Source organism: Stenotrophomonas maltophilia, assembly GCF_900186865.1.
GTDB lineage: Bacteria > Pseudomonadota > Gammaproteobacteria > Xanthomonadales > Xanthomonadaceae > Stenotrophomonas > Stenotrophomonas maltophilia.
The window spans coordinates 4891376-4913942 of sequence record NZ_LT906480.1; the positions used below are offsets into that span (position 1 = coordinate 4891376).

A 22567-nucleotide genomic window follows, 5' to 3' on the forward strand; every position below is an offset into this window, starting at 1 on the left:
CGCCGGGCTCAGCCCTGGCGCGTACGCAGCTTTTCCAGCACGCCGTCCAAGGTATCCAGGTCGGTGTAGTGGATGATCAGCTTGCCCTTGCCGCCCCGGCCGTGGTTGATCGCCACCTTGGCACCCAGTGCTTCGGACAGTTCGGTTTCCAGCGAGGCGATGTCGGCCTGCTGCACCTTCGGCGTCGCCACCGGGCGGTTGCTCGGCACCTTGCCGGCCGCGAAGGCCTGCGCACGGCGCTCGACCTCGCGCACCGACCAGCCTTCATCGGCAGCTTCCTGCGCCAGCTTGCCAGCCAGCTCGGGAGCCAGGGTCAGCAGCGCGCGGGCGTGGCCCATTTCCAGGCGGCGGGTTTCCAGCAGCAAGCGGATCGCAACCGGCAGCTCCAGCAGGCGCAGCAGGTTGGACACCGCCGCGCGCGAGCGGCCGACGGCCTCGGCGGCCTCGGCATGGGTCAGGGTGAACTCGCTGATCAGGCGCTGCAGCGCCTCGGCTTCTTCCAGCGGGTTGAGGTCTTCGCGCTGGATGTTCTCGATCAGCGCCATCGCGATGACGGTGCGGTCTTCCAGCTCGCGCACCACCACCGGCACTTCGTCCAGGCCGGCCAGCTGCGATGCGCGCCAGCGGCGCTCACCGGCGACGATTTCGTAGTTGCCTGCCGGCAGCTGGCGCACCAGGATCGGTTGGATCACGCCCTGCGACTTGATCGAGTCGGCCAGCTCGGAGAGCTTGCCCTCGTCCATCTCGCGGCGCGGCTGGTACTTGCCCGGCTGCAGCTGGCCGACCGGCAACTTGCGCAGCACTTCACCCGGCAGCGGCTCAATCACCGCGGTGGTGGCCTGCACCTGGCTGACCGCGCCTTTCGGGCCCAGCAGCGCGTCCAGGCCACGGCCGAGGCCTCGCTTCTTGGCTGCCGGCTTGCTGCTGGTCATCAGACGGTCTCCACGGCCTTGGCGGCCTTGTTGCGTTCGTTGTTGCGGCGGATGATCTCGCCGGCCAGGCCCAGGTAGGCCACGCCACCGCGCGAGGCGCGGTCGTAGCCGACGATGCTCTGGCCATGGCTGGGCGCCTCGGCCAGGCGCACGTTGCGCGGCACGATGGTGCGGAACACGCGGTCGCCGAAGTGCTCGGTGAGCTCGGCCGACACTGCGTTGGCCAGGTTGTTGCGCACGTCGAACATGGTGCGCAGCACGCCTTCGATCTCCAGCGCCGGGTTCAGGCTGGTGCGCAGCGCTTCGATGGTTTCCACCAGCGCGCTCAGGCCTTCCAGTGCGTAGTACTCGCACTGCATCGGCACGATCACCGAATCGGCGGCGGCCAGCGCGTTGAGCGTCAGCAGCGACAACGCCGGCGGGCAATCGATCAGGATGTAGTCGTACTCGTCGCGGATCGGCGCCAATGCGCGCTTCAGGCGCTGCTCGCGCTCGCTCTGGCCCATCAGCTGGATCTCGGCGGCGGTCAGGTCGATGTTGCCCGGCAGCAGGTCGTAGCCTTCGGCGGTCTGCACGCGCACATCGGCGGCGCTGTTCTCCCCCAGCAGCAGATCGCAGGTGGAGGCCGCCAGCTCACGCTTGTCCACGCCGCTGCCCATGGTCGCGTTGCCCTGCGAGTCCAGGTCGACCAACAGCACGCGCTTGGGTGCGTTGGCCAGGGAAGCGGCCAGGTTGACGGCGGTCGTGGTCTTGCCGACGCCACCCTTCTGGTTGGCGATGGCGATGATGCGGGCCATGCGGGTGTGCCTCGTCGACGGATGGTTGGGACCGGTCATTATGCGTACAACCGGCCCCTTGCGGAAATCGTGGATCGCCAACCCGTTGTTCCACAAAGGGCTGGCGGCGGGAATCAGGGACCTGTAACGGTGACCAGGTGGCGTTCGCCGGCCAGGCCGGGCACGCTCAGCGGGGTCACCTCACGCACCTGCCAGCCAGCCGGCAGTTCCGCGATCTCCTCATGCGGGTAGACGCCCTTCATGGCCAGCAGCACGCCACCGGGGCGCAGCAGATGGCCACCGACGCGGACGATGCCAGCCAGGGTATCCATTGCGCGCGCGGTCAGCTGGTCGTAACGACCGGCCTCGTCCAGCGCTTCGGCCCGCGATTCGGCCACGCGGGCGTTGCCCAGGCCGAGCTGGCGCACGGCCTCGCGCATGAAGCGCGCCTTCTTGCCGTTGCTCTCCACCAGGGTGACCTGCAGGCCCGGGCAGGCGATCGCAAGCGGGATGCCGGGCAACCCGGGGCCGGTACCGAGGTCGGCCAGGCTGCCATCAGCCACGAACGGCTGCATCGCCAGCGAATCGAGCAGGTGGCGGGTAACCATCTCCTGCGGGTCGCGGATGGCGGTGAGGTTGTAGGTGCCGTTCCAGCGGTGCAGCAGGGCCAGGTAGCGCAGCAGCGGCGGCGCCAGCGCGGCGTCCAGGCCCATGCTGGCCAGGCCCTGTTCCAGCGTGGCAACCACGCTGGCGGGAAGTGGGTGTTCGCTCATGCCGCCATTATCGCCGGTTTTGCGCGCTGATTCCCCGCTTCAGTGCGGATACCAGGCCAACGCCGCACGGAACTGGCCGGTGGCCTGCCATTCGTGCAGGTGCCAGCGCGCGGCCTCGCCCAGTTCCGGGGCGCACCAGCGCAGGTGCAGAGCGCCATCGGCCCCCGGCGCCAGCTGCAGGCGGTGCAGCCCGAACGAGATGCCCTGCCCGTGCGCCTTCAGGATGGCCTCCTTGACGCACCATACGCGGAAGAACCAGTGCTCGCGGTCGGCCTCGTCCAGGCGTTCCAGCCAGGCCACCTCCTGCGGGTGGAAGAAGCGCCGCACGATTTCCAGAAGACGCGGCCGCGGCCGCAGCAGTTCCAGGTCCACGCCCAGCCGCACGCCTTCGCCCAGCGCCACCAGCAGCACCTCACCGCTGTGGCTCCAGCCGGTCCCGTAGTGGGCCAACGGGCCGCTCAGCTCCGGCCGGCCCTTGTCGTCACGGACCAGTGGCAGCGTCTGCGGATCGGTGCCCAGCGCCTGCGCCAGTACCTGCCGGGCCTGCGGTTCACCGCGCTGGCCCGGCACGTGCGGACGCCGCCAGACCGTTACCGGACCGAAGCGCCACGGACCGTCGAGGGTGGCTGGCAGGCTCATCCGCACGCGCCCATCACGCAATTGCACGACGGGTTCACAGCCCTGCGCGTCAACTGGTCACAGTTCCCCACCGGAGGTTCGATCATGGGCATCATCATCTGGCTGATCGTCGGCGGCATCGTAGGCTGGCTGGCCAGCATCATCATGAAGCGCGATGCCCAGCAGGGCATCATCCTCAACATCGTGGTCGGCATCGTCGGCGCGCTGATTTCCGGCTGGCTGTTCGGCGGCGGCATCAACGAAGCGATCACCATCCGCACCTTCCTGTTCTCGCTGATCGGCGCGGTGATCCTGCTGGCGATCGTCAACCTGTTCACCCGCAAGAGCATACGGTGATCCGAGGGTAGTGCCGGCCACTGGCCGGCGGATGTTCCAGAACGGGCCCGGCAATCGTCGGGCCCTGTTCGTTCAACCGATCTGCACCCACGCCGGCGCGTGGTCGCTCGGGCGTTCCCAGGTGCGCGGCTCGCGGTCGATGCCCGAGGCCACCGCGCTGCCCTTCAGCGCATCGGAGACCAGGGTCAGGTCGATGCGCAGGCCCAGGTTGCGGCGGAAGCCGGCGGCACGGTAATCCCACCAGCTGAAGGTGCCCGCCTCGTCGTTGTGCAGGCGGAAGCCATCGTGCAGACCCAGCTGCAGCAGCTTGTTGAGCGCGCCGCGCTCGGCGGTGGAGGTCAGGATGTGGTTGTCGTTCCACACCTCCGGGTCGTGCACATCGCGCGCGTCCGGGGCGATGTTGAAGTCACCCATCACGATCAGCTTCGGATGCCGCTGCAGTTCTTCGGCGATCCAGGCATGCACCGCCTCGAGCCAGCGCAGCTTGTAGTCGTACTTGTCGGTGCCGATGTCCTGGCCATTGACCACGTACAGGTTGATCACCCGCAGGTCGCCGAAGGTACCGGCAATGACGCGCTTCTGTTCGTCCTCGAAGCCGGGAATGCCGATCTGCACGTCCTGCGCCGACTCACGCGACAGCAGCGCCACGCCGTTGTAGGTCTTCTGGCCGGCGAACACGCTGCGGTAGCCGGCGGCGATCAGCGCCGAATCGGGGAACTTGTGGTCCTCCAGCTTGGTTTCCTGGATACCGACGATGTCCGGGCCGAACTCCTTGAGCCACTGCTCCAGGTGCGGCAGGCGGACATTGAGCGAATTGACGTTCCACGAGGCGATCTTCATGCGGGCATTCTACCCGGGTGGGCTTGGCACGCGTGCCACCCCAGGTGGGCACCCACCGGTAGTGCCGGCCGCTGGCCGGCAACCCCATGAACCGTGGGCAAGACCCCGCAGTTGCCGGCCAGCGGCCGGCACTACCGAAGCAGCAGCTTCAACAACCCCGCAATCTTCGAATACGGCGGCCGCAGCCGGTCACTGGCCGCCCAGCGCGACTGCCACAGCACCGGCAGCCGCTTGCTCATCGCATCGAACCCGGCCCGGCCATGGTACGCGCCCATGCCGCTGGCCCCCACCCCACCGAACGGCAGGCCATCGGCGGCGAAGTGCAGCAGCGTGTCATTCACCGTCACCCCGCCGGCCACCACCTGACCGAGGATGCGTTCCACCGTCGCCGTGTCGTGGCTGAAGGGATACAGTGCCAGCGGCCGGTCACGGGACAACACGTCGGCCAGCGCCGCCTCCAGATCCGGATAGGCCCGCACCGGCAGGATCGGCCCGAAGATCTCCTCGCGCATCAGGTCCAGGTCGTCCGGCGGGTCCAGCACCACGGTCGGCACCAGCAGGCGCTCGCGGTCGGCACGCGCCTCATCCACCTGCGCCAGCGGAATCACCGGCACCCCGCGTTGCCGCGCCTGTGCCAGGTAGCCCTGCAGACGCCGGTACTGGCCTTCATTGATGATGCGGGTGTAGTCGTCGGCATCGCTGAAGTCGCCATAGCGCTCGCGCACCTGCTGCTGCAGCGCCTGCACGAACTCGCGCTGGCGCGCGGTATCGATCAGCACGTAATCCGGCGCGATGCAGGTCTGGCCGGCGTTGAACCATTTCCCGGTGGCCAGCCGCGCGGCGGCCTTTTCCAGCAGGAAATCGCGGCAGACGATGGCCGGCGACTTGCCGCCCAGTTCCAGCGTGACCGGCACCAGATGTTCGGCGGCGGCCGCCATCACCTTGCGGCCAACGGCCGTCGAGCCGGTGAACAGCAGATGGTCCAGCGGCAGCGAGGACACCGCGGAGGCCACGTCCGCCCCACCCTGCACCACCGCCACCCGATCGGGCGGGAACACGCTGGCCAGCAGATCGGCCAGGAACGCGCTGGTGCGCGGCGTGTGTTCCGATGGCTTCAGCAGTACGTGGTTGCCCGCAGCGATGGCGGTGGCCAAAGGCACCAATGCCAGCGTGACCGGGTAGTTCCAGGGCGAGATCACCCCGACCACGCCCAGCGGCGTCGGCCGCAGCTGCGCACGCGCCGGCCACAGCTTCCAGCCTGCACCGACCCGCTGCGGCTTCGACCAGCGCCGCAGGTGGCGGCGCAGGTGATCGATGGCCGACAGCACGCTCATGCCATCGGCCAGCTTCGATTCCACGTGGGCGCGATGGCCGAAATCCTCGGCGATGGCCTGCGCCATTTCGTCCAGGCGTGGCTTCAGCGCCTCGCGCAGGCGGCGCAGGTCAGCTTCGCGCTGGTCCAGCGACGGGCGCTGCGACTGCCAGGCGCTGCGCAGGGTGTGCAGGAGGGCGGGAAGGTCTTCCGGCGTAGTGGTGGTCATGGGCCGACTATACGGGGTGCTGCGCAACGCAATGGTAGTGCCGGCCGCTGGCCGGCAACGGCTTCATGTCCGCGGAGATTCATGAGGTTGCCGGCCAGCGGCCGGCACTACCGGAATGCGAGCCGAGTGGGCACGCCCCACAAACAGAAAGGCCGCGGTCTGCACCGCGGCCCCTGAAACCCGGTGAGTGCCGACCGTTGGTCGGCATACCGGTTACTTGGTGATATCCACGTCCTTGGTCTCACGCAGGAACAGGCCGCCGATCACCACCGACATCAGCGCGATGATGATGGGGTACCACAGGCCGTAGTAGAGGTTGCCGGTACCGGCCACCAGCGCGAACGAGATCGCCGGCAGGAAGCCACCGAACCAGCCGTTGCCGATGTGGTACGGCAGCGACATCGAGGTGTAGCGGATGCGGGTCGGGAACAGTTCGACCAGGTAAGCGGCGATCGGGCCGTAGACCATGGTCACGTACAGCACCAGCAGCCACAGCATGAAGATGGTGCCGGCGATGTTGATGCGGGCGCCATCGGCCTTGGCCGGGTAGCCGGCGGTGGTCAGGGCGGTCTTCAGTTCCGCACCGAATGCATCGGCCTTGGCCTTGCCTTCTTCCTTGGTCAGGCCGGCGGCCTCATACGAGGTGACGCTGGCGCTGCCCACGTTCACCATTGCCAGCGAACCGGCGGCAGCGGGCTGTACGTCGTACGGCACACCAGCCTTGGTCAGCGCGGCGGTAGCCACGTCGCAGGAGCTGGTGAACTTGCGCAGGCCCACCGGATCGAACTGGAATGAACAGGTGTTCGGATCGGCGACGACCAGCGCCGGCGAGGATGCACGCGCTTCTTCGATGGCCGGGTTGGCGAAGTGGGTCAGGCCCTTGAAGATCGGGATGTAGGTGATGGCCGCCAGCAGGCAGCCGGCCAGGATGATCTTCTTGCGGCCAATGCGGTCGGACAGCCAGCCGAAGAAGATGAAGAACGGCACGCCCAGCGCCAGCGCGGCCGCGATCAGCAGGTAGGAGGTGGTGGCATCGACCTTCAGCATGCTGCTGAGGAAGAACAGCGCGTAGAACTGGCCGCCGTACCAGACCACGGCCTGGCCGGCCGCCGCACCGAGCAGGACCAGCAGCATCAGCTTCAGGTTTCCGCCCTTCAGGCTGTCACGGAACGGCGTCTTGGAGCCCTTGCCTTCCGACTTCATCTGCTGGAACAGCGGCGACTCGCTCAGCTGCAGGCGGATCCACACCGACACGCCCAGCAGCAGGATCGAGACCAGGAACGGGATGCGCCAGCCCCAGGCTTCGAAGGCTTCATTGCCCAGGAAGTAACGGCAGGCCAGGATGATCAGCAGCGACATGAACAGGCCGAGCGTGGCGGTGCACTGGATGAAGCTGGTGTAGAGCCCGCGCTTGTCGTCCGGCGCATGCTCGGCCACGTAGGTGGCGGCACCGCCGTACTCGCCGCCCATCGCCAGACCCTGGGCCAGGCGAAGGATGATCAGGATCACCGGTGCGGCGAAACCGATCGAGGCGTAGTTGGGCAGCACGCCGACCAGGAAGGTCGAGATGCCCATGATCAGGATGGTGACCAGGAAGGTGTACTTGCGGCCGATGCGGTCGCCGAGGCTGCCGAAGAAGGCCGCGCCGAACGGACGCACGAAGAAGCCGGCGGCAAACGCCAGCAGGGCGAAGATCATGCCCGTGGTTTCATTGACGCCGCTGAAGAACTGCTTGGCGATGATGGCCGCGAGCGAGCCGTACAGGAAGAAGTCATACCACTCGAAGACCGTGCCGAGGCTCGAGGCGAAGATGACCTTCTTGTGGCCCTTGGTCAGGGTGCCCGCTTTATGTGCGGTGCTGGGTGTACTGGACATGGGACGCTTCCCCTCCGAAGCAATCGTTGTTGGTGGGTGCCGACCGTTGGTCGGCACCCCATCTCGGTAGATGCCGACCTTGGCCGGCACTCCATCTCGGTAGGTGCCGACCTTGGCCGGCACCCCATCTCGGTAGATGCCGACCTTGGCCGGCACCCCATCTCGGTAGATGCCGACCTTGGCCGGCACCCCATCTCGGTAGGTGCCGGCCGCTGGCCGGCACGCTCTTAGAAGCTGTACTTCGTGGTGAACTGCAATCGGGTGATGTCACCCTTGTTGCCGTTCTCCACTTCGCGACGGCCGTACATCAGTTCGGCGCCGATATCGACCTTGGGCAGCGGCGAATAGAAGATGTTGCCGCGGATGCTCTGCACGCTCTTGGTCACCAGCGGGCCGAGGATGCTGTCGTTGTCGTAGTCGCTGCGCGCATAGATCAGGTTGGTGCGCAGCTTCGGCGAGAACGCATGCCGCCAGCCCACGTAGCCGGCCAGCACGCCGGTCGGGTTGAGCTCGTCGCGGGCCACGTCGCAGGCGCTGTCGGCGGTGATGCCCAGACCGATGTAGCGGGCGATGCCTTCGCCGCCGGTCAGCTGGTAGTGCAGCGAATCGCTGTCGCCCATCACCCATTTGCCGCCCAGGGTCAGGCCGCCAGCCACCTTGTCGGCCTTGGCGCCGGTGGCCTGGTTGTCGACCTTCAGCTGACGGACGATGCCGCCGACACCGAAGGTGCCCCAGTCACCCTTCCAGCCATAGCGCAGGGTCAGATCGGGCAGGCTGCCACGGTCGGAGTTGGCGCTGGTGTTGGTCCAGGCGCCGGTGACCGGGTTGCGGGTACCGGTAAGGGTGGTGGTTTCCGGGTTTTCCAGCGCGACGCTGAAGCCACCCTGGGTGTAGCGCACCTGGGCCTGGCGCACGAAGATCACGCCGTCGGTGGGGCCGACGAAGTCGACCGCTTCCGGCAGTGCGGCGGCGTCCATGAAGTTGGACCAGGTCTGGCCGGCCATCCAGTTGTTCCAGTACATGTAGGCGTGGCGCAGGGTCACACCATAGGTATTGGTGGCGGTCTGGTTGCCCAGCGAGTTGCCGAAGAAGTCCATCTCGAAGAACGCACCGGCCTTGTTGCCCGATTCGCTCACGTTGTCGATGCCCAGGTTGAAGCGCGAGAACTTGGCATGGGCGTTGAAGTCGGTGCCCGAACGCTTGCCGCTGCCGCCGGCGCCTTCCACCGGGGTCTGGCCCGGCAGGTACAGCGAGCGGCCGGTGGCGTCGTCGGCCAGCTGGCCATCGCTGGTCTGGGTGGCCAGGAAGTCGGCCTTGATGAAGCCGCCGATCTTGACCGTGGTGCCCGGCGCCGCGCCCGGGGTGATGGTGGTGACCTGGATCGGTTGCTTACCCGCCGGCACCGAGGCGACCGGCTTCTGCCCGGCCTGCACCGTGCGGACTTCGGTCACCGCCTGCTGGGTCTGGCTGATCTGGGTCTGTTGTTGTTGCTGCGAAGACAGCAGCAGCTGGACCTGGCGTTCCAGTTCGGCAACGCGTGCTTCCAGTGCTTTCTCCTTGGCGGTCTCTGCGAACGCCATGCCCGGTGCGACCAGGGCGACCAACAGGCAGGCCGCCAGAGGTTTGCGCACGGCTTTCAACGTACGGTGGCTCATGTTGCCCTCTCTCCCAAGTGGCAAGGTGATGCCGCGCGTGGGGCACGGTCGAGCCGAGACTGCGGGGCGTTCACGCACAGCGGCTATTGGCCATTGGTCGAACCCGGCCCTGCTGGGCGCTCACTTTCGACCATGGTCTAACCAAGGTGGTGACGCGGCCGGGGGTGGATGGGGCAAACTGAAGGGGATCGGTCGCTGCGATGCTGCGACCGCACATACAAAGTCAACGTGCAAGTGAGGGTGCCATGGCTGATATCTACCCCGTCGATCCGCAATTCGCCGCCAAGGCACGCATCGACAAGACGTCGTACGAACAGCAGTACCAGGCTTCGGTGACCGACCCGGATGGTTTCTGGGGCAAGGCCGCCGAGCGCCTGCAATGGATGCGCAAGCCGACGAAGATCAAGAACGTCAGCTACGACCTGTCCGACTTCCACATCAAGTGGTTCGAAGATGGCGAGCTCAATGCCAGCGTGAACTGCCTGGATCGCCAGCTGGAAACGCGCGGCGACAAGACCGCCCTGCTGTTCGAGCCGGACGGCCCGGATGCACCGGCCCAGCACGTGACCTATCGCGAGCTGTACGAGCGCACCTGCCGCCTCGGCAACGCGCTGCGCAACCTCGGCGTCAAGAAGGGCGACCGGGTCACCATCTACCTGCCGATGATCGTCGACGCCGCGGTGGCCATGCTGGCCTGCGCGCGCATCGGTGCGATCCACTCGGTGGTGTTCGGTGGCTTCGCGCCGAACTCGATCGCCGACCGTGTGAGCGACTGCCAGAGCAAACTGATCATCACCGCCGACGAGGGCCTGCGCGGTGGTCGGAAGATTCCGCTGAAGGCCAACGTCGATGCCGCGCTGAAGCTGCCGGGCACGAACACGGTTGAAACCGTGCTGGTGGTGCGCCACACCGGCGGCGCGGTGGACATGCAGGCCCCGCGCGACCGCTGGTTCCACGATGTGGTGGACAGCCAGCCGGCCAGCTGCGAGCCGGAACGCATGAACGCGGAAGACCCGCTGTTCATCCTCTACACCTCCGGTTCCACCGGCAAGCCGAAGGGCGTGCTGCACACCACCGGCGGTTACCTGCTGTACGCGGCCTACACCCATGAAGCGGTGTTCGACCTGCGCGAGGACGACATCTACTGGTGCACCGCCGACGTCGGCTGGGTCACCGGCCACAGCTACATCGTGTACGGGCCGCTGGCCAACGGCGCGACCTCGCTGATGTTCGAAGGCGTGCCGAACTACCCGGACACGTCGCGCTTCTGGAACGTCATCGACAAGCACAAGGTGACCATCTTCTACACCGCCCCGACCGCCATCCGTGCGCTGATGCGCGAAGGCGAGGAGCCGGTGAAGAAGACCTCGCGCGCCTCGCTGCGCCTGCTCGGCAGCGTCGGCGAGCCGATCAACCCGGAAGCCTGGCGCTGGTACTACGAGGTGGTCGGCGACAGCCGCTGCCCGATCGTCGATACCTGGTGGCAGACCGAGACCGGCGGCATCCTGATCTCGCCGCTGGCCGGTGCGATGGACCTCAAGCCGGGATCGGCCACCCTGCCCTTCTTCGGCGTGCAGCCGGCGCTGGTCAATGCCGATGGCGAGATCCAGGACGGCCCGACCGAGGGCAACCTGATCATCCGTGATTCCTGGCCGGGCCAGATGCGCACGGTGTACGGCGACCACCAGCGTTTCATCGATACCTATTTCCGCACCTACCCGGGCAGCTACTTCACCGGCGACGGTTGCCGACGCGACGAGGACGGCTATTACTGGATCACCGGCCGCGTCGACGATGTGATCAACGTGTCCGGTCACCGCATCGGCACCGCCGAGGTGGAAAGCGCGCTGGTCTCGCACCCGAAGGTGGCCGAAGCGGCCGTGGTCGGCTTCCCGCACGACGTGAAGGGCCAGGGCATCTACGCCTACGTCACCCTGGTGGCCGAAGAGGCACCGAGCGACGAGTTGCAGAAGGAACTGGTTGCCTGGGTGCGCAAGGAGATCGGCCCGATCGCCACGCCGGACCACCTGCAGTGGGCGCCGGGCCTGCCGAAGACGCGCTCAGGCAAGATCATGCGCCGCATCCTGCGCAAGATCGCCGAGAACGCGCCGGACCAGCTCGGCGACACTTCGACCCTGGCCGATCCGTCGGTGGTGGCGTCACTGGTGGACGAGCGCAAGGTGCGCTGATGTACGACCGGGGTCGGATCCCTTTCCGCAAGGAAAGGGCTCTGACCCCATCTGCTTTCCCCCACGGTTCCCCCCGACCATGACCACCCTCCTGATTGCCGATGACCACCCGCTGTTCCGCGAAGCCCTGCGTGGGGCCGTGCAGCGGGTCATCCCCGGCGTGCAGCTGTTCGAGGCAGACAGCGTGGAAGCGCTGTATGCGCTGGCCGACCAGCACAACGACGCCGACCTGGTCCTGATGGACCTCAACATGCCCGGTGCGCAGGGTTTCAACGCGCTGGTGCACATGCGCTCGCTGCATCCGCACCTGCCGGTGGTAGTGGTGTCCGCGCGCGAAGAGGCGACGGTGATGCGCCGCGCGCTCGACCACGGCGCGCTGGGCTTCATTCCGAAGTCTGCGGATTCGGACACCATCGGCCACGCACTGGGCACCATCCTCGATGGCGAGACCTGGGCGCCGCCGGAAGCGCACAACGTGCCGCCCACCGAGCGTGAGGAACGCGAAGTCGGCCAGCGACTGCGCGAGCTCACCCCGCAGCAGTTCCGCGTGCTGCAGATGCTGGGCGCCGGCCGCTTGAACAAGCAGATCGCCTACGACCTCAATGTCTCCGAAGCGACGATCAAGGCCCACGTCACCGCCATCCTGCGCAAGCTGGGCGTCACCAACCGCACCCAGGCCGTGCTGATGGCCGGCAAGCTGGCGATCGACGACGACGCCATCGTGCTGCCGCCGGAAGAAGACTGACGGTAGTGCCGGCCGCTGGCCGGCAATCGCCTTCAGCCCCTGAAATCACCCGAAACCGCTTCGGTAGGTGCCAAGCTTGCTTGGCACGCTCTCGCCGTTGCGCATGCCGGCCAGCGGCCGGCACTACCCGGCACCGCTGCGCCCGCGATATAGCCATCGCTATACAAACCAGCCCTGCCTGCGCGTTTCGCTGGAAATGCGCCACGCGCGAATCGCGATGCTAAGCTTCGCGTCCCCTTGGGGAGTAGCCGGATTCCTTCGCAGGAATCGTCCACGTCAACATACTCGGCCAGTGCGCCGTGGCGTGGACAACCATGATGGTTGGCGAGACCAGCGGCCCGCGCGCGCAACGTCAGGTTGGGCGCGAGCGCAGGCCGTGCGTCCGTCCTGGCCCGACCTCAGCCGCTGTCCATGTCCCCCATTTCGATCCTCCTGATCGGCTTTGCCATGTCCACCGATGCCTTTGCCGCCGCGATCGGCAAGGGTGCGGCCATGCGCAGACCGGTGTTCCGCGATGCCTTGCGTGCCGGCATCATCTTCGGCGTCATCGAGGCGATCACGCCCATCATCGGCTGGCTGCTCGGCCGCGCCGCGCTGCAGTACGTGGAAGCTTTCGACCACTGGATCGCCTTCGGCCTGCTCGGCGCGCTGGGCATCCACATGATCTACAACGGCCTGCGCCCGGACAGTGCCGAGGAAGACGAAGACCCTTCGCAGCACCACGGCTTCTGGAAGCTGGCGCTGACCGGTTTCGCCACCAGCATCGATGCGATGGCGGTGGGTATCGGCCTGGCCTTCATGGACGTGCATATCGGCGTGATGGCCGCGGTCATCGGCCTGTGCACGCTGACCATGGTCACCGTCGGCATCATGCTCGGCCGCGTGCTGGGCAGCATGGTGGGCAAGCGTGCCGAGATCATCGGTGGCGTGATCCTGGTGATCATCGGCGCGACGATCCTGTACGAACACCTGCACGGCGTGGGGTAACGCGCCAGAGGCGAGCGATTGCGTGGTTGCCGGCCAGCGGCCGGCACTACTGCGCGTCGCGCAGCGCGCCGAGGAAGGCGCGCAGCGAGGCCGGCTTGATCGGCTTGGTCAGCACGCGATAGCCACGCTCGCGCGCCATCCGCTTCAGCTCGTCGCGACCATCGGCGGTCAGCAGCGCACCCGGCAGCGGGTAACCGGCGGCTTCGCGCAGGGCCACCAGCGCGTCCAGGCCATCCATGCGGTCGTGCAGGTGGTAGTCGACCAGCATCACCTGTGGTCGTTCGGCCACCTTCTCCAACGCCTGATCCACCGTCGATGCCGTGATCACCTGCACCTGCCAACGGCCGAGCAGTGCGCGCATGCCGTCGAGGATCTCCTCGTCGTTGTCCACGCACAGCACGCGCAGGCCCGCCAGCGAATCGCTGCGCACCGGCGCGGCGACGGCCTGTACCGGCGCGGCCAGTTCGGTGTAGCCCGGCAGCGGTGCGACCCGCGGCAGGATGATCGAGAACATCGATCCCTTGCCGACCCGGCTCCGCGCATTGAGGCGATGGTCAAGCAGACGCGAGATGCGCTGGCAGATCGACAGGCCCAGCCCCAACCCCTGCTCACCCCAATCGAACGGTTGCTGGTAGCGGTGGAACTCGTCGAAGATCTGCCGCATGTGGTGCTCGGGAATGCCGGGCCCGGTATCCCAGACCTGCAGCTCCACTTCGTCGCCGCGCTGGCGCACGGCCAGCACGATGCGTCCCTGGCGCGTGTAGCGCAGCGCATTGGCCAGGAAGTTCTGCAGCACGCGGCGCAGCAGGCGGCGGTCACTACGCACCCATGCCGGGCGTGCGAACAGGTCCAGGCGCAGGCCACGGCCGGCGGCGACCGGAGTGTACTGCGCAGCCAGTTCGCGCATCAGCGCGCTCACGTCGAACTCGCCGATCACTGGGTGCAGGCCGCCGGCGTCCAGGCGCGATACGTCCAGCAGGCCATCGAGCAGTTCTTCAGCCGCGCGCAGCGATGCATCCACGCGCTCGGCCAGGTGCTTCTGCTCATCGCTCACGTGATCGCTGTCGCGCAGCGCGGAAGCGAACAGGCGTGCGGCGTTCAGTGGCTGCAGCACGTCATGGCTGATCGCCGCCAGGAAGCGGGTCTTCGACTGCTGCGCGACCTCGGCCTCATGCGAACGCTCTGCCACGCGCTGTTCCAGCGTCTCGTTGGCTTCCAGCAGGGCCTTTTCCGCGTGCTTGTAGTCGGTGATGTCGTTGTAGCTGGTCACGTAACCGCCGCCGGGCAGCGCCTGGCCACGCATCTCGATCACCTTGCCATCGCTGCGGGTGCGCTCGAACACGTGCGGTGACCCCGCGCGCATGTAGCCGATGCGTCGGTTGATCTGCACTTCGATATCACCCTCGCCCAGCTCGCCGCGCTCGGCGTTGTAGCGGATCAGGTCGGCCACCGGGCGACCTACGTAGAGCATGCCGTCGGGGTAGCCGAACATGTCCTGGTAACGACGATTCCATGCGGTCAGGCGCATGTCCGGATCGACCACGCTGACCCCGGCGCTGATGTTCTCCAGAGTGGTCGACAGGATCTCGCGGTTGAAGCGCAGTTCCTGCCCGGCTTCGTCCAGCACCGCCACCACTTCGCCCAGGTCCATGCCCGAGCCGCGCAGCAGGCTGGTCAGCAGCAGGCGCGCCGACGCCGCGCCGATCGACGCGGCCAGCAGGCGTTCGGTGAACTGCACCCACGGTCGGTCAGCGGGCGCGGAAGACTGCAGCTCGCGGCCCAGCGACTGTGCCTGCTCAAAGAACGAACGCCGCGCATGGCGCTCGCCGACCACGCGCGAGGCAAGTGCCAGCAGGTCGCCCACGTGCACATGACCGGGCCAGCCACCGGCCACCGACGGGCGCTCGGCATACGGGTCGAGGAACGGCGCGGCGCGCAGCCGCTCGTCCACACCGGGCCGCCAGCGTGCGGACACCAGCATCATCGTCGCCGCATTGACCAGCAGCGACCAGAACGTGCCATGGGTCAGCGGGTCCCAGCCGGTCATGCCGAACAGCTGCTGCGGGCGCAGCCACTCGATGCCGAACGGGCCGTGCTGCACCCAGCCAGCATCGACCCAGCCGGCCATGGTCATCGCCGGCAGCAGCAGTGTGTACAGCCAGGTGGCGAAGCCCAGCAGCATGCCCACCTCGACACCACGCCGGCTCGCGCCGCGCCAGTACAGGCCGCCGATCAGCCCGGGCGCGAACTGCGCCACCGCCGCGAACGCCATCAGACCGTACGAGGCCAGCGTGCTGTCGTTGCTGCTGGTGCGATAGTAGCTGTAGGCCATCAGCGCCAGCAGCAGGATCGCCAGGCGGCGGATCCACAGCACGCGCGAGGCAACGTCGGCGGCTTCCTGATGGTCGCCACTGCGACGCAGCAGCACCGGCATCACCAGGTCGTTGCTGACCATGGTGGCCAGCGCGATGGACGAGACGATGACCATGCCGGTGGCAGCGGAGAAGCCGCCCACATAGGCGATCAGCGCCAGCGCGTTGCGGCCTTCGGCCAGCGGCAGGGCCAGCACCATCGAGTCGTCGGCGACGCTGCCGCCGGTGCCGAACAGGGTCACGCCGGCGGTGGCGATCGGCAGCACCATGCCCGAGATCAGTACCAGGTAGCCACCAAACATCCAGCGCGCGCGGCGTACGTCGCGCACGTCACCGCACTCGACCACGGCCACGTGGAACTGGCGTGGCAGGCAGATGATGGCGAGGAAGCTGAGCAGGGTCTGCGAGATGAAGCCCACCGGCGGCAGGCCGGTGAACAGTGTATGCACCGACTCGACGACCGCGTCGGTGCGGTTGCTCAGCCACAGGTAGGCGAACACGCCCACGGCCAGCATCGCCAGCAGCTTGATCACCGATTCGAAGGCGATCGCCAGCATCATGCCGTGGTGGTGCTCGGTGGCGTCGACCTGGCGGGTGCCGAACAGGGTGGCGAACAGCGCCATCAGCAGCGCCACGTACAGCGCCGGATCGGTGAAGAAGCCGGTCGGGCCGCTGTTGCCGGTCAGCACCTGCAGGCTCATCGCCACCGCTTTGTACTGCAGGGCCAGGTACGGGATGATGCCGATCAGGGCGATGATCGCCACCAGTGCCGCCAACCGCCGCGAGCGGCCGAAGCGCGAGGAGATGAAATCGGCGATGGAGACCACGTTCTGGCTGCGCGCGATCAGCGCCAGGCGCTCGATGATGCGCCAGCCGAACAACAGCAGCAGCAACGGACCGATATAGATCGGCAGGTAGCCCACGCCGTTGCGCACGGCGGTACCCACCGCGCCGTAGAAGGTCCACGACGAGCAGTACACGGCCAGCGCCAGGCTGTACACCACCGGCCGCAGCCACGGCCGGTCGGGATACATCGGCCGGCGGTCACCCCACCACGCCACGCCGAACAGCAGCGCGGCATAGGCAACCGAGACCAGCAGCAGGATCCAGCTGGAGACCACGCGTGCGTTTCCGTCGGAACAGGGGCCAGTAGATCACGACCGTTGGTCGTGAGGGTAGGTCATGGCGGTGGGTCACGACCGTTGGCCCGTCTGGTGGGTCACGACCGTTGGTCGTGACGGGGACATCCGCGCCCACTGACAGTGGGCACCTACCGGGAATCAATGGGCACCCACCAGGAAGCGGTGGGCACCTGCCAGGTACCGGCGTTATTGGGCCGGCACGCCCATTTCCTTCAGCAGCTCGGGCGCCGGGTAGACCTTGGCCAGCAGCCAGCGCAGGTAGCGCATGTCCACGTGCACAGCGCGCTTGTAGCGCGGGTCGAACCACCAGCTGGCGCTGACCGATTCCCAGTTGCTGTCGAAGTTCAGGCCGATCAGTTCGCCCTTGGCGTTGAGCACCGGCGAGCCGGAGTTGCCGCCGGTGGTATCCAGGTTGGTCAGGAAGTTGACCGTCTGGGTCTTCAGCGCCGGGTCGGCGGTGCTGCCGAAGTCACCCTTGGCAATCGCCGCCAGCAGCGGCTTGGGTGCATCGAACGGATAGGCGTTGGTGTTCTTCTCGACAATGCCGGCCACGGTGGTCACCGGCGAGTAGGTCACGCCGTCGCGCGGGTGCAGCGCCTCCACCTTGCCGTAGCTGATGCGCAGGGTGCGGTTGGCATCCGGGTACACGGCGCGGCCCTGCTTGGCACGCCAGGCGAACAGCGCCTGCATGTAGGCCGGGCGCAGGCGCAGCTGCTCGCCTTCGCGGGTCTTGCTCTCGTTCTCGATGCGCAGCTGCGCGGCCACCAGCGGGCCGGCCACGGCGATCAGCGGATCGGCGGCCAGCGCCTTGCCTTCGCGTGCGGCAGCGAAGCGCGACAGGCGCTGCGCCTCGTCACCCAGCTGGGTGCCCGCATACAGGGTATCCAGCGCCTTGGCCAGCTGCTGCGGGGTACGGCCAAAGGCCGCGTCGAACTCGGCCACGCGCTGCGCGTCCGGCAGCTGCTGGTAGCGGGTCAGCAGGGTGGTCAGCAGCGCCTTCTCGACCTCCGGCGCGTAACGGCGCTGGACCTGCTTGAGCACGCCTTCGATCATCGCCTGGTCGCGCTGCTGGTAGCCGCTTTCGCGCTGCGCGTCCGGCTTGGCCGATTCGATGCGCAGGCGCTCCAGCAGCAACGCCGAACGCAGCAGCTGGCTCTGCGCGGCCATCTGGTCCAGCAGCAAGTCACGCTCGCCCACCGCCGCACCCTGCGACAGGTTGGCCAGCAGCGCCTTGATGTCGCCCTGGTACCTGCGGTCGGTGGCCGCCAGCATCGCCGTCTCGTCGGCGGCACGCTGGGCCTTCGCGTCGCTGCGCAGCAGGCCTTCCAGCTCACCGGCAGCGCGCTTGCGGTTGTTCTTCAACGACTGCAGCTGCGAAGCGTAGCGGGTGCGCGCCTGTGCATCCTTGGCGCTGGCCGCCTCGATGGTGTCGATCATCTGCTGGAACACCGACACGCGGCGCGGCAGCACGGTATCGATCTGGCCAGCGAATTCGGCCGCGGTACGATGGCGGTAGGTGATGCCCGGGTAACCGGCCAGCATCGCGTAGTCGCCTTCCTTCGGGCCTTCCACCGACATCTGCAGGTGTGCCGGGGCCTGGTAGGGCACGTTGTCCTTGCTGTAGGCGGCCGGCTTGCCGTCCTTGCCCACGTAGGCGCGCAGCAGGGTGAAGTCGCCGGTGTGGCGCGGCCACATGAAGTTGTCGATCTCGTCGCCGTAATTGCCGATCGCACGCGGCGGCGCGTACACCAGGCGCACGTCGCTCAGTTCCAGCTGGGCGATCCGGTAGAAGTCGGTGCCGTAGTACATGTTGGCCACCGAGCAGCGCACGCTGCCGTCCTTCTCGCACTCGGCCACGATCTGCTTGCTGGCCGCATCGACGGCATCGAAGTAGGCGCGGCCGGTCTTGCCACGCGCCTGCGCCAGCACCTGGTCGGTCACCTTGTCGAAGCCGACGGTGACCAGCACGCGGAAGTCCGGGTTGGCCGGGCGCTCATCGGCACGGTCCCTGGCGATGAAGCCACCAGTGATCAGGTCGTGCTCGGGCGAGCTGTTGTACTGGATCACGCCCATCGCCACGTGGTGGTTGGTCAGCAGCAGGCCGTCGGCGGACACGAACGAACCGGTGCCGCCGCCGGCACGCACCACGGCGCTCAGCGGCGGCGCAGTGACGTTGGCCAGGTCGGCCGGATTGCCCTTGAAACCTGCGGCCTGCAGCGGCTTGGCCAGTTCCGGCAGCTGGGTCGGCATCCACATGCCTTCATCGGCGTGGGCACCGGCGGCGAGGGTCAGGCCCAGGGCCAGGGCGGTGGGAAGGGCTTTGCGTGATGACATGAGGCAATCCGGTACGACAGAACAGCCCGGGACCATAGCCCGTGGGGCGCTGTCGGGCAACGCCCGATGGTCAGGGGGTCGGGGCCACTCCTACAATCGCGGTTCCCTGCACAACGGACGTCAGCAGATGATTGTTGGAATCGACCTGGGCACGACGCACTCGCTCATCGGTGTGCATTCGTCGGATGGACCGCGCCTGTTCCCCAATGCCCATGGCGAGCTGTTGACCCCGTCGGTAGTCAGTCTCGACGGCGACATCGTGCTGGTGGGTGCTCCCGCTCGCGATCGCCTGATCAGCCATCCTGATCAGAGCGTGGCCCATTTCAAACGCTGGATGGGCAGCAACCGTGAAACCCGGCTGGGCGATCGCGTATTCCGTCCCGAGGAGCTTTCGGCGCTGGTGCTGCGTTCATTGCTGGCCGATGCGGAAGCCGTGCTCGGGCAGAAAGTGGAAGAAGCGGTCATCAGCGTGCCTGCGTATTTTTCCGACGCCCAGCGCAAGGCCACCCGCGCCGCCGGCGAACTGGCTGGCATCCGGGTCGAGCGCCTGATCAACGAACCCACCGCCGCCGCGCTGTCCTATGGCCTGCAGCAGCGCGAGGAGGAAGCTCGGGTGCTGGTACTGGACCTTGGCGGTGGCACCTTCGATGTCTCCATCCTGGAGCTGTTCGAAGGTGTGGTGGAAGTCCATGCCAGCGCCGGCGACAACTTCCTTGGCGGGGAAGACTTCCTGCGGGTGCTCGAGCAGGCGTTGCTGGCCGAACAGGGCCTGCGGGCGGCCATGATCGCCCCGGGCGAACGTGCACAGCTGCTGCGCCGGCTGGAACTGTTCAAGCGCGAACTGAGCCAACAGGGCAGCGGCCACCTGCAGTTCAACCTGGAAGGCCGCGAATTGGACTGGCAGCTGGATGAGGCACGCTACGCGCAGTTGTGCGACCCCCTGCTGCAGCGCATGCGTGCGCCCATCGAACGGGCCATCCGTGATGCCCGCCTGAAGCCGGAGGCGCTGGACGACATCGTGCTGGTGGGCGGTGCCGTCCGCATGCCGATGATCAGCCGGCTGGTGACCCGCATGTTCGGTCGCCTGCCATTGCGGCATGTCAACCCGGACCAGGCCATCGCCATGGGCGCGGCCGTGGCGGCCGGCCTTAAAGCGCGCGACCAGTCACTGCGCGAAACCGTGCTGACCGATGTCTGCCCCTATACGTTGGGCATACAGGTGTGCCGTCGCGATGCATCCGGCCAGGAGCGCGGCGGCTACTTCCATCCGATCATCCAGCGCAACAGCGTGGTGCCGGTCAGCCGCGAGGACGATTTCTGCCCAATCAACGATGCACAGACACAGCTGGTACTGGACATCTACCAGGGCGAAAGCCCCACCGTGGACCGCAACATCAAACTGGGTGAAATCCGCATTCCGTTGAAGGGAAAGGGCCCGGCCCAGGCAAAAAGCGTGACTGCCCGCTTCACCTACGACGTCAACGGATTGCTGCAGGTGGAGGTGACCGAACATGCCAGCGGGACCCGGCATGAGCTGATCCTGGAACAGAACCCCGGCTTGCTGTCACCGGACGAGATCCAGCAGCGGCTCGCGGCACTGCAGTCATTGAAAGTGCATCCGCGCGACGATCAACCGAACCTGGCCGTAGTGGCCCGACTGGGTCGGCTTTACGAAGAGTGCCTCGACCAGCGCGATACCCTGCAGAGATGGCTGTCGCAGTTCCATGCTGCGCTGGAGAGCCAGGACCTGGCCCGTATCGAACGCCACCGCGAGGAATTGACCCACGCCATGGATTCGCTGGAGATCGATGCATGAGGCGGGGGCTGGACGTCCTCGAACTGGACGAGGATGCTGACGAGCGGGCGATCAAGCGAGCCTACGCCAGGCTGTTGCGGGTAACCCGGCCTGACGATGATCCGGTTGCGTTCCAGCACCTGCATGAGGCTTACCAGTCTGCGTTGTCATGGGTGAAACAACGCGCTCAGCCCCTCGACATCGATCAGGACAAGCACGCCTTGCCGCCGATGCAGGATCCATCGCTGGAACCGGCGTCGCGTGCACATATCGATGCGATACACGCAGCGATCGCGCTGGATCGCCAGCTGGAGCAGGAACGCGGGCCATACGGCCATGACCCTGTCCGGATCGTGCAGACCACACCGATGCCGCCAGCCGACACCGGGTTGGACAAGGTGGTAGAGCCGTCGCAGAGCGATCCGCACGGGCCTGACGCGTTACCAACGGCGCACGCCCTGGCACCGCAGCCCACGCTCGCCCCTGCTGGCGACGGCGAGCGATCGCCACTGCGTTCAGTGGATCAGATGGTCGCGGCCATCCTGATCCGACTGGCTGCAGCTGCCCGGGGCAGCGACGATGACACGACCGTGCCCGCGCTGGAAACCTGGCTGCAGGCTCAACCCGAGCTATGGTCCCTGCATGACAAGCCGCTCATCGCGGCGTCCCTGCTGGAGCAACTGCGCGAGGCGTCCCCGCCTCTGCCGCGGGAGGTGGTCGAGCACGTGGCCAGCAGCTTCGGCTGGGATGATATCGGCAACGGACTCGATGCCGAGGATCTGCAGCGGATCGTGCGTCGCTACGATCAGGCCTGGATGCTCACGGATGCGGGCCGGCAGCGCCTGGCGTGGCATGTTTCGCGGCTGGACACCTCCATCGTGCGCCCGGATATGCGCCCGGTACTGGACCGGTTGCGCCGCCCGCGCAGCCGCTGGCGCAACCTGCTGGAGTCGCTGCCGTGGTCGCGGCCCGACGTCACGGTGCTGACGTTGGCGGCACTGCGTTACTGGCCCGATCGTGAGCTGCCGCCAGGCCTGTCCGCCACGCAGGTGGCGTTCTGGAGTCGCTTCGGCAGCCGTCAGGATCCTCTGCGTTCGCAGGTGGCCGCCCTTCGGGCCTGGTTGGCCGGCCTGCTGTGCGGCACGATCTGCCTGGTCGGCGTGATCAACAGCTGGCCACTGGCCTCCACCGAGGGCGGCATGACCGGCGGTGCGAAGGCCGCGCTCAGCCTCGCGATCGGCACGCTGCTGATTCCATTCGGCTGGTACCTGATCTGCGGATTACGGATGCTGATCAGCTGGCAGGTGAACCCGGTTGCGGCTGGAAGCTGGCGGCAGGTCGCCTCGCTTCCAGTTACTGTCGTTGTCGGTGCCGGCCTTCTGCTGCTGTTCCAGCATGAGTCGTTCCCGGATATGTCTGGGATCCTGTTGGCTCGTGGACTGGTGTTCGCGCTCTGGTTGGTGGCATTCATCGGTACCACCACGCAGCGCCAGCGGCTCGGTATGGCCGACCATGGCGCCCTGGACCGCGTCAGCATGATTCCCGGCCTGATTTTTCCCTGGTTGGGGCTGGTGATCGTGCTGGGCTATTGGGCCCGCACCCAGGTGCTGCGGCGCAGATCGCCGCAATGATGCAT

General features: G+C 67.1%; 16 protein-coding genes and 1 riboswitch. Of the genes, 6 read left to right on the plus strand and 10 right to left on the minus strand.

The window, feature by feature from the left end:
* Positions 1–8: 8 nt before the first annotated feature.
* The 4 genes from CKW06_RS22980 to CKW06_RS22995 form a co-directional block, all read right to left on the minus strand.
* Entirely contained in the window at positions 9–932 is a 924-nt protein-coding gene (locus CKW06_RS22980; RefSeq protein ID WP_005411652.1) for a ParB/RepB/Spo0J family partition protein, read from the minus strand.
* Positions 932–1729 carry a ParA family protein gene (locus tag CKW06_RS22985; RefSeq protein WP_005411653.1) on the minus strand — a complete coding sequence of 266 codons (798 nt, stop codon included), beginning with the start codon at positions 1727–1729 and terminating at the stop codon, positions 932–934. Before CKW06_RS22985 ends, CKW06_RS22980 begins: the two co-directional genes overlap by 1 nt.
* 113 nt (positions 1730–1842) lie before the next feature.
* The gene (gene rsmG, locus CKW06_RS22990; RefSeq protein ID WP_005414912.1) at positions 1843–2481 is read right to left on the minus strand and encodes a 16S rRNA (guanine(527)-N(7))-methyltransferase RsmG; all 639 of its coding nucleotides are present in this window, start codon (positions 2479–2481) and stop codon (positions 1843–1845) included.
* 39 nt (positions 2482–2520) lie between these two features.
* Positions 2521–3120: a 4'-phosphopantetheinyl transferase family protein gene (locus CKW06_RS22995; protein WP_005411655.1), complete on the minus strand. Its 600-nt coding sequence runs from the start codon at positions 3118–3120 to the stop codon at positions 2521–2523.
* An 84-nt stretch (positions 3121–3204) separates the two neighbouring features.
* Here CKW06_RS22995 and CKW06_RS23000 point away from each other — a divergent pair, with 84 nt between their 5' ends.
* Positions 3205–3456, plus strand: a complete 252-nt coding sequence (locus CKW06_RS23000; protein WP_005411656.1) for a GlsB/YeaQ/YmgE family stress response membrane protein — start codon at positions 3205–3207, stop codon at positions 3454–3456.
* 72 nt (positions 3457–3528) lie between these two features.
* Here the strand turns inward: CKW06_RS23000 and xth are convergent, their stop codons facing one another.
* The 4 genes from xth to CKW06_RS23020 all read right to left on the minus strand — a co-directional run bounded on the left by xth (position 3529) and on the right by CKW06_RS23020 (position 9367).
* Complete coding sequence (gene xth / locus CKW06_RS23005) at positions 3529–4296, minus strand: exodeoxyribonuclease III (RefSeq protein ID WP_024957790.1); 768 nt, start codon at positions 4294–4296, stop codon at positions 3529–3531.
* Positions 4297–4427: 131 nt separating this feature from the next.
* Positions 4428–5837, minus strand: a complete 1410-nt coding sequence (locus tag CKW06_RS23010) for a coniferyl aldehyde dehydrogenase (RefSeq protein ID WP_024957789.1) — start codon at positions 5835–5837, stop codon at positions 4428–4430.
* A 213-nt stretch (positions 5838–6050) separates the two neighbouring features.
* Entirely contained in the window at positions 6051–7712 is a 1662-nt protein-coding gene (locus tag CKW06_RS23015) for an MFS transporter (RefSeq protein ID WP_005411659.1), read from the minus strand.
* A gap of 227 nt (positions 7713–7939) precedes the next feature.
* Entirely contained in the window at positions 7940–9367 is a 1428-nt protein-coding gene (locus tag CKW06_RS23020; RefSeq protein ID WP_024957788.1) for a DcaP family trimeric outer membrane transporter, read from the minus strand.
* A 245-nt stretch (positions 9368–9612) separates the two neighbouring features.
* Between CKW06_RS23020 and acs the strand changes: the two genes are divergently transcribed.
* The 3 genes from acs (at position 9613) to CKW06_RS23035 (ending at position 13288) form a co-directional block, all read left to right on the plus strand.
* A complete protein-coding gene (acs, locus tag CKW06_RS23025) occupies positions 9613–11556 on the plus strand; it encodes an acetate--CoA ligase (RefSeq protein WP_024957787.1) in 1944 nt (647 codons plus the stop codon).
* 79 nt (positions 11557–11635) lie between these two features.
* On the plus strand, positions 11636–12301 hold the full coding sequence (locus CKW06_RS23030) for a response regulator transcription factor (protein ID WP_005411662.1): 666 nt from the start codon (positions 11636–11638) through the stop codon (positions 12299–12301).
* 233 nt (positions 12302–12534) lie between these two features.
* A riboswitch (yybP-ykoY riboswitch) is annotated at positions 12535–12624 on the plus strand.
* A gap of 88 nt (positions 12625–12712) precedes the next feature.
* Complete coding sequence (locus tag CKW06_RS23035) at positions 12713–13288, plus strand: manganese efflux pump MntP (protein ID WP_024957786.1); 576 nt, start codon at positions 12713–12715, stop codon at positions 13286–13288.
* Between the two features lie 46 nt (positions 13289–13334).
* Here the strand turns inward: CKW06_RS23035 and CKW06_RS23040 are convergent, their stop codons facing one another.
* Positions 13335–16781: a hybrid sensor histidine kinase/response regulator gene (locus CKW06_RS23040; RefSeq protein ID WP_005411664.1), complete on the minus strand. Its 3447-nt coding sequence runs from the start codon at positions 16779–16781 to the stop codon at positions 13335–13337.
* 207 nt (positions 16782–16988) lie between these two features.
* Complete coding sequence (locus CKW06_RS23045) at positions 16989–19136, minus strand: S46 family peptidase (RefSeq protein WP_024957785.1); 2148 nt, start codon at positions 19134–19136, stop codon at positions 16989–16991.
* Between the two features lie 127 nt (positions 19137–19263).
* Between CKW06_RS23045 and CKW06_RS23050 the strand changes: the two genes are divergently transcribed.
* Positions 19264–20952, plus strand: coding sequence for a molecular chaperone HscC (locus tag CKW06_RS23050; RefSeq protein ID WP_024957784.1), 1689 nt, complete (start codon positions 19264–19266; stop codon positions 20950–20952).
* Positions 20949–22562, plus strand: a complete 1614-nt coding sequence (locus tag CKW06_RS23055; protein WP_024957783.1) for a J domain-containing protein — start codon at positions 20949–20951, stop codon at positions 22560–22562. Before CKW06_RS23050 ends, CKW06_RS23055 begins: the two co-directional genes overlap by 4 nt.
* Positions 22563–22567 lie beyond the last annotated feature (5 nt).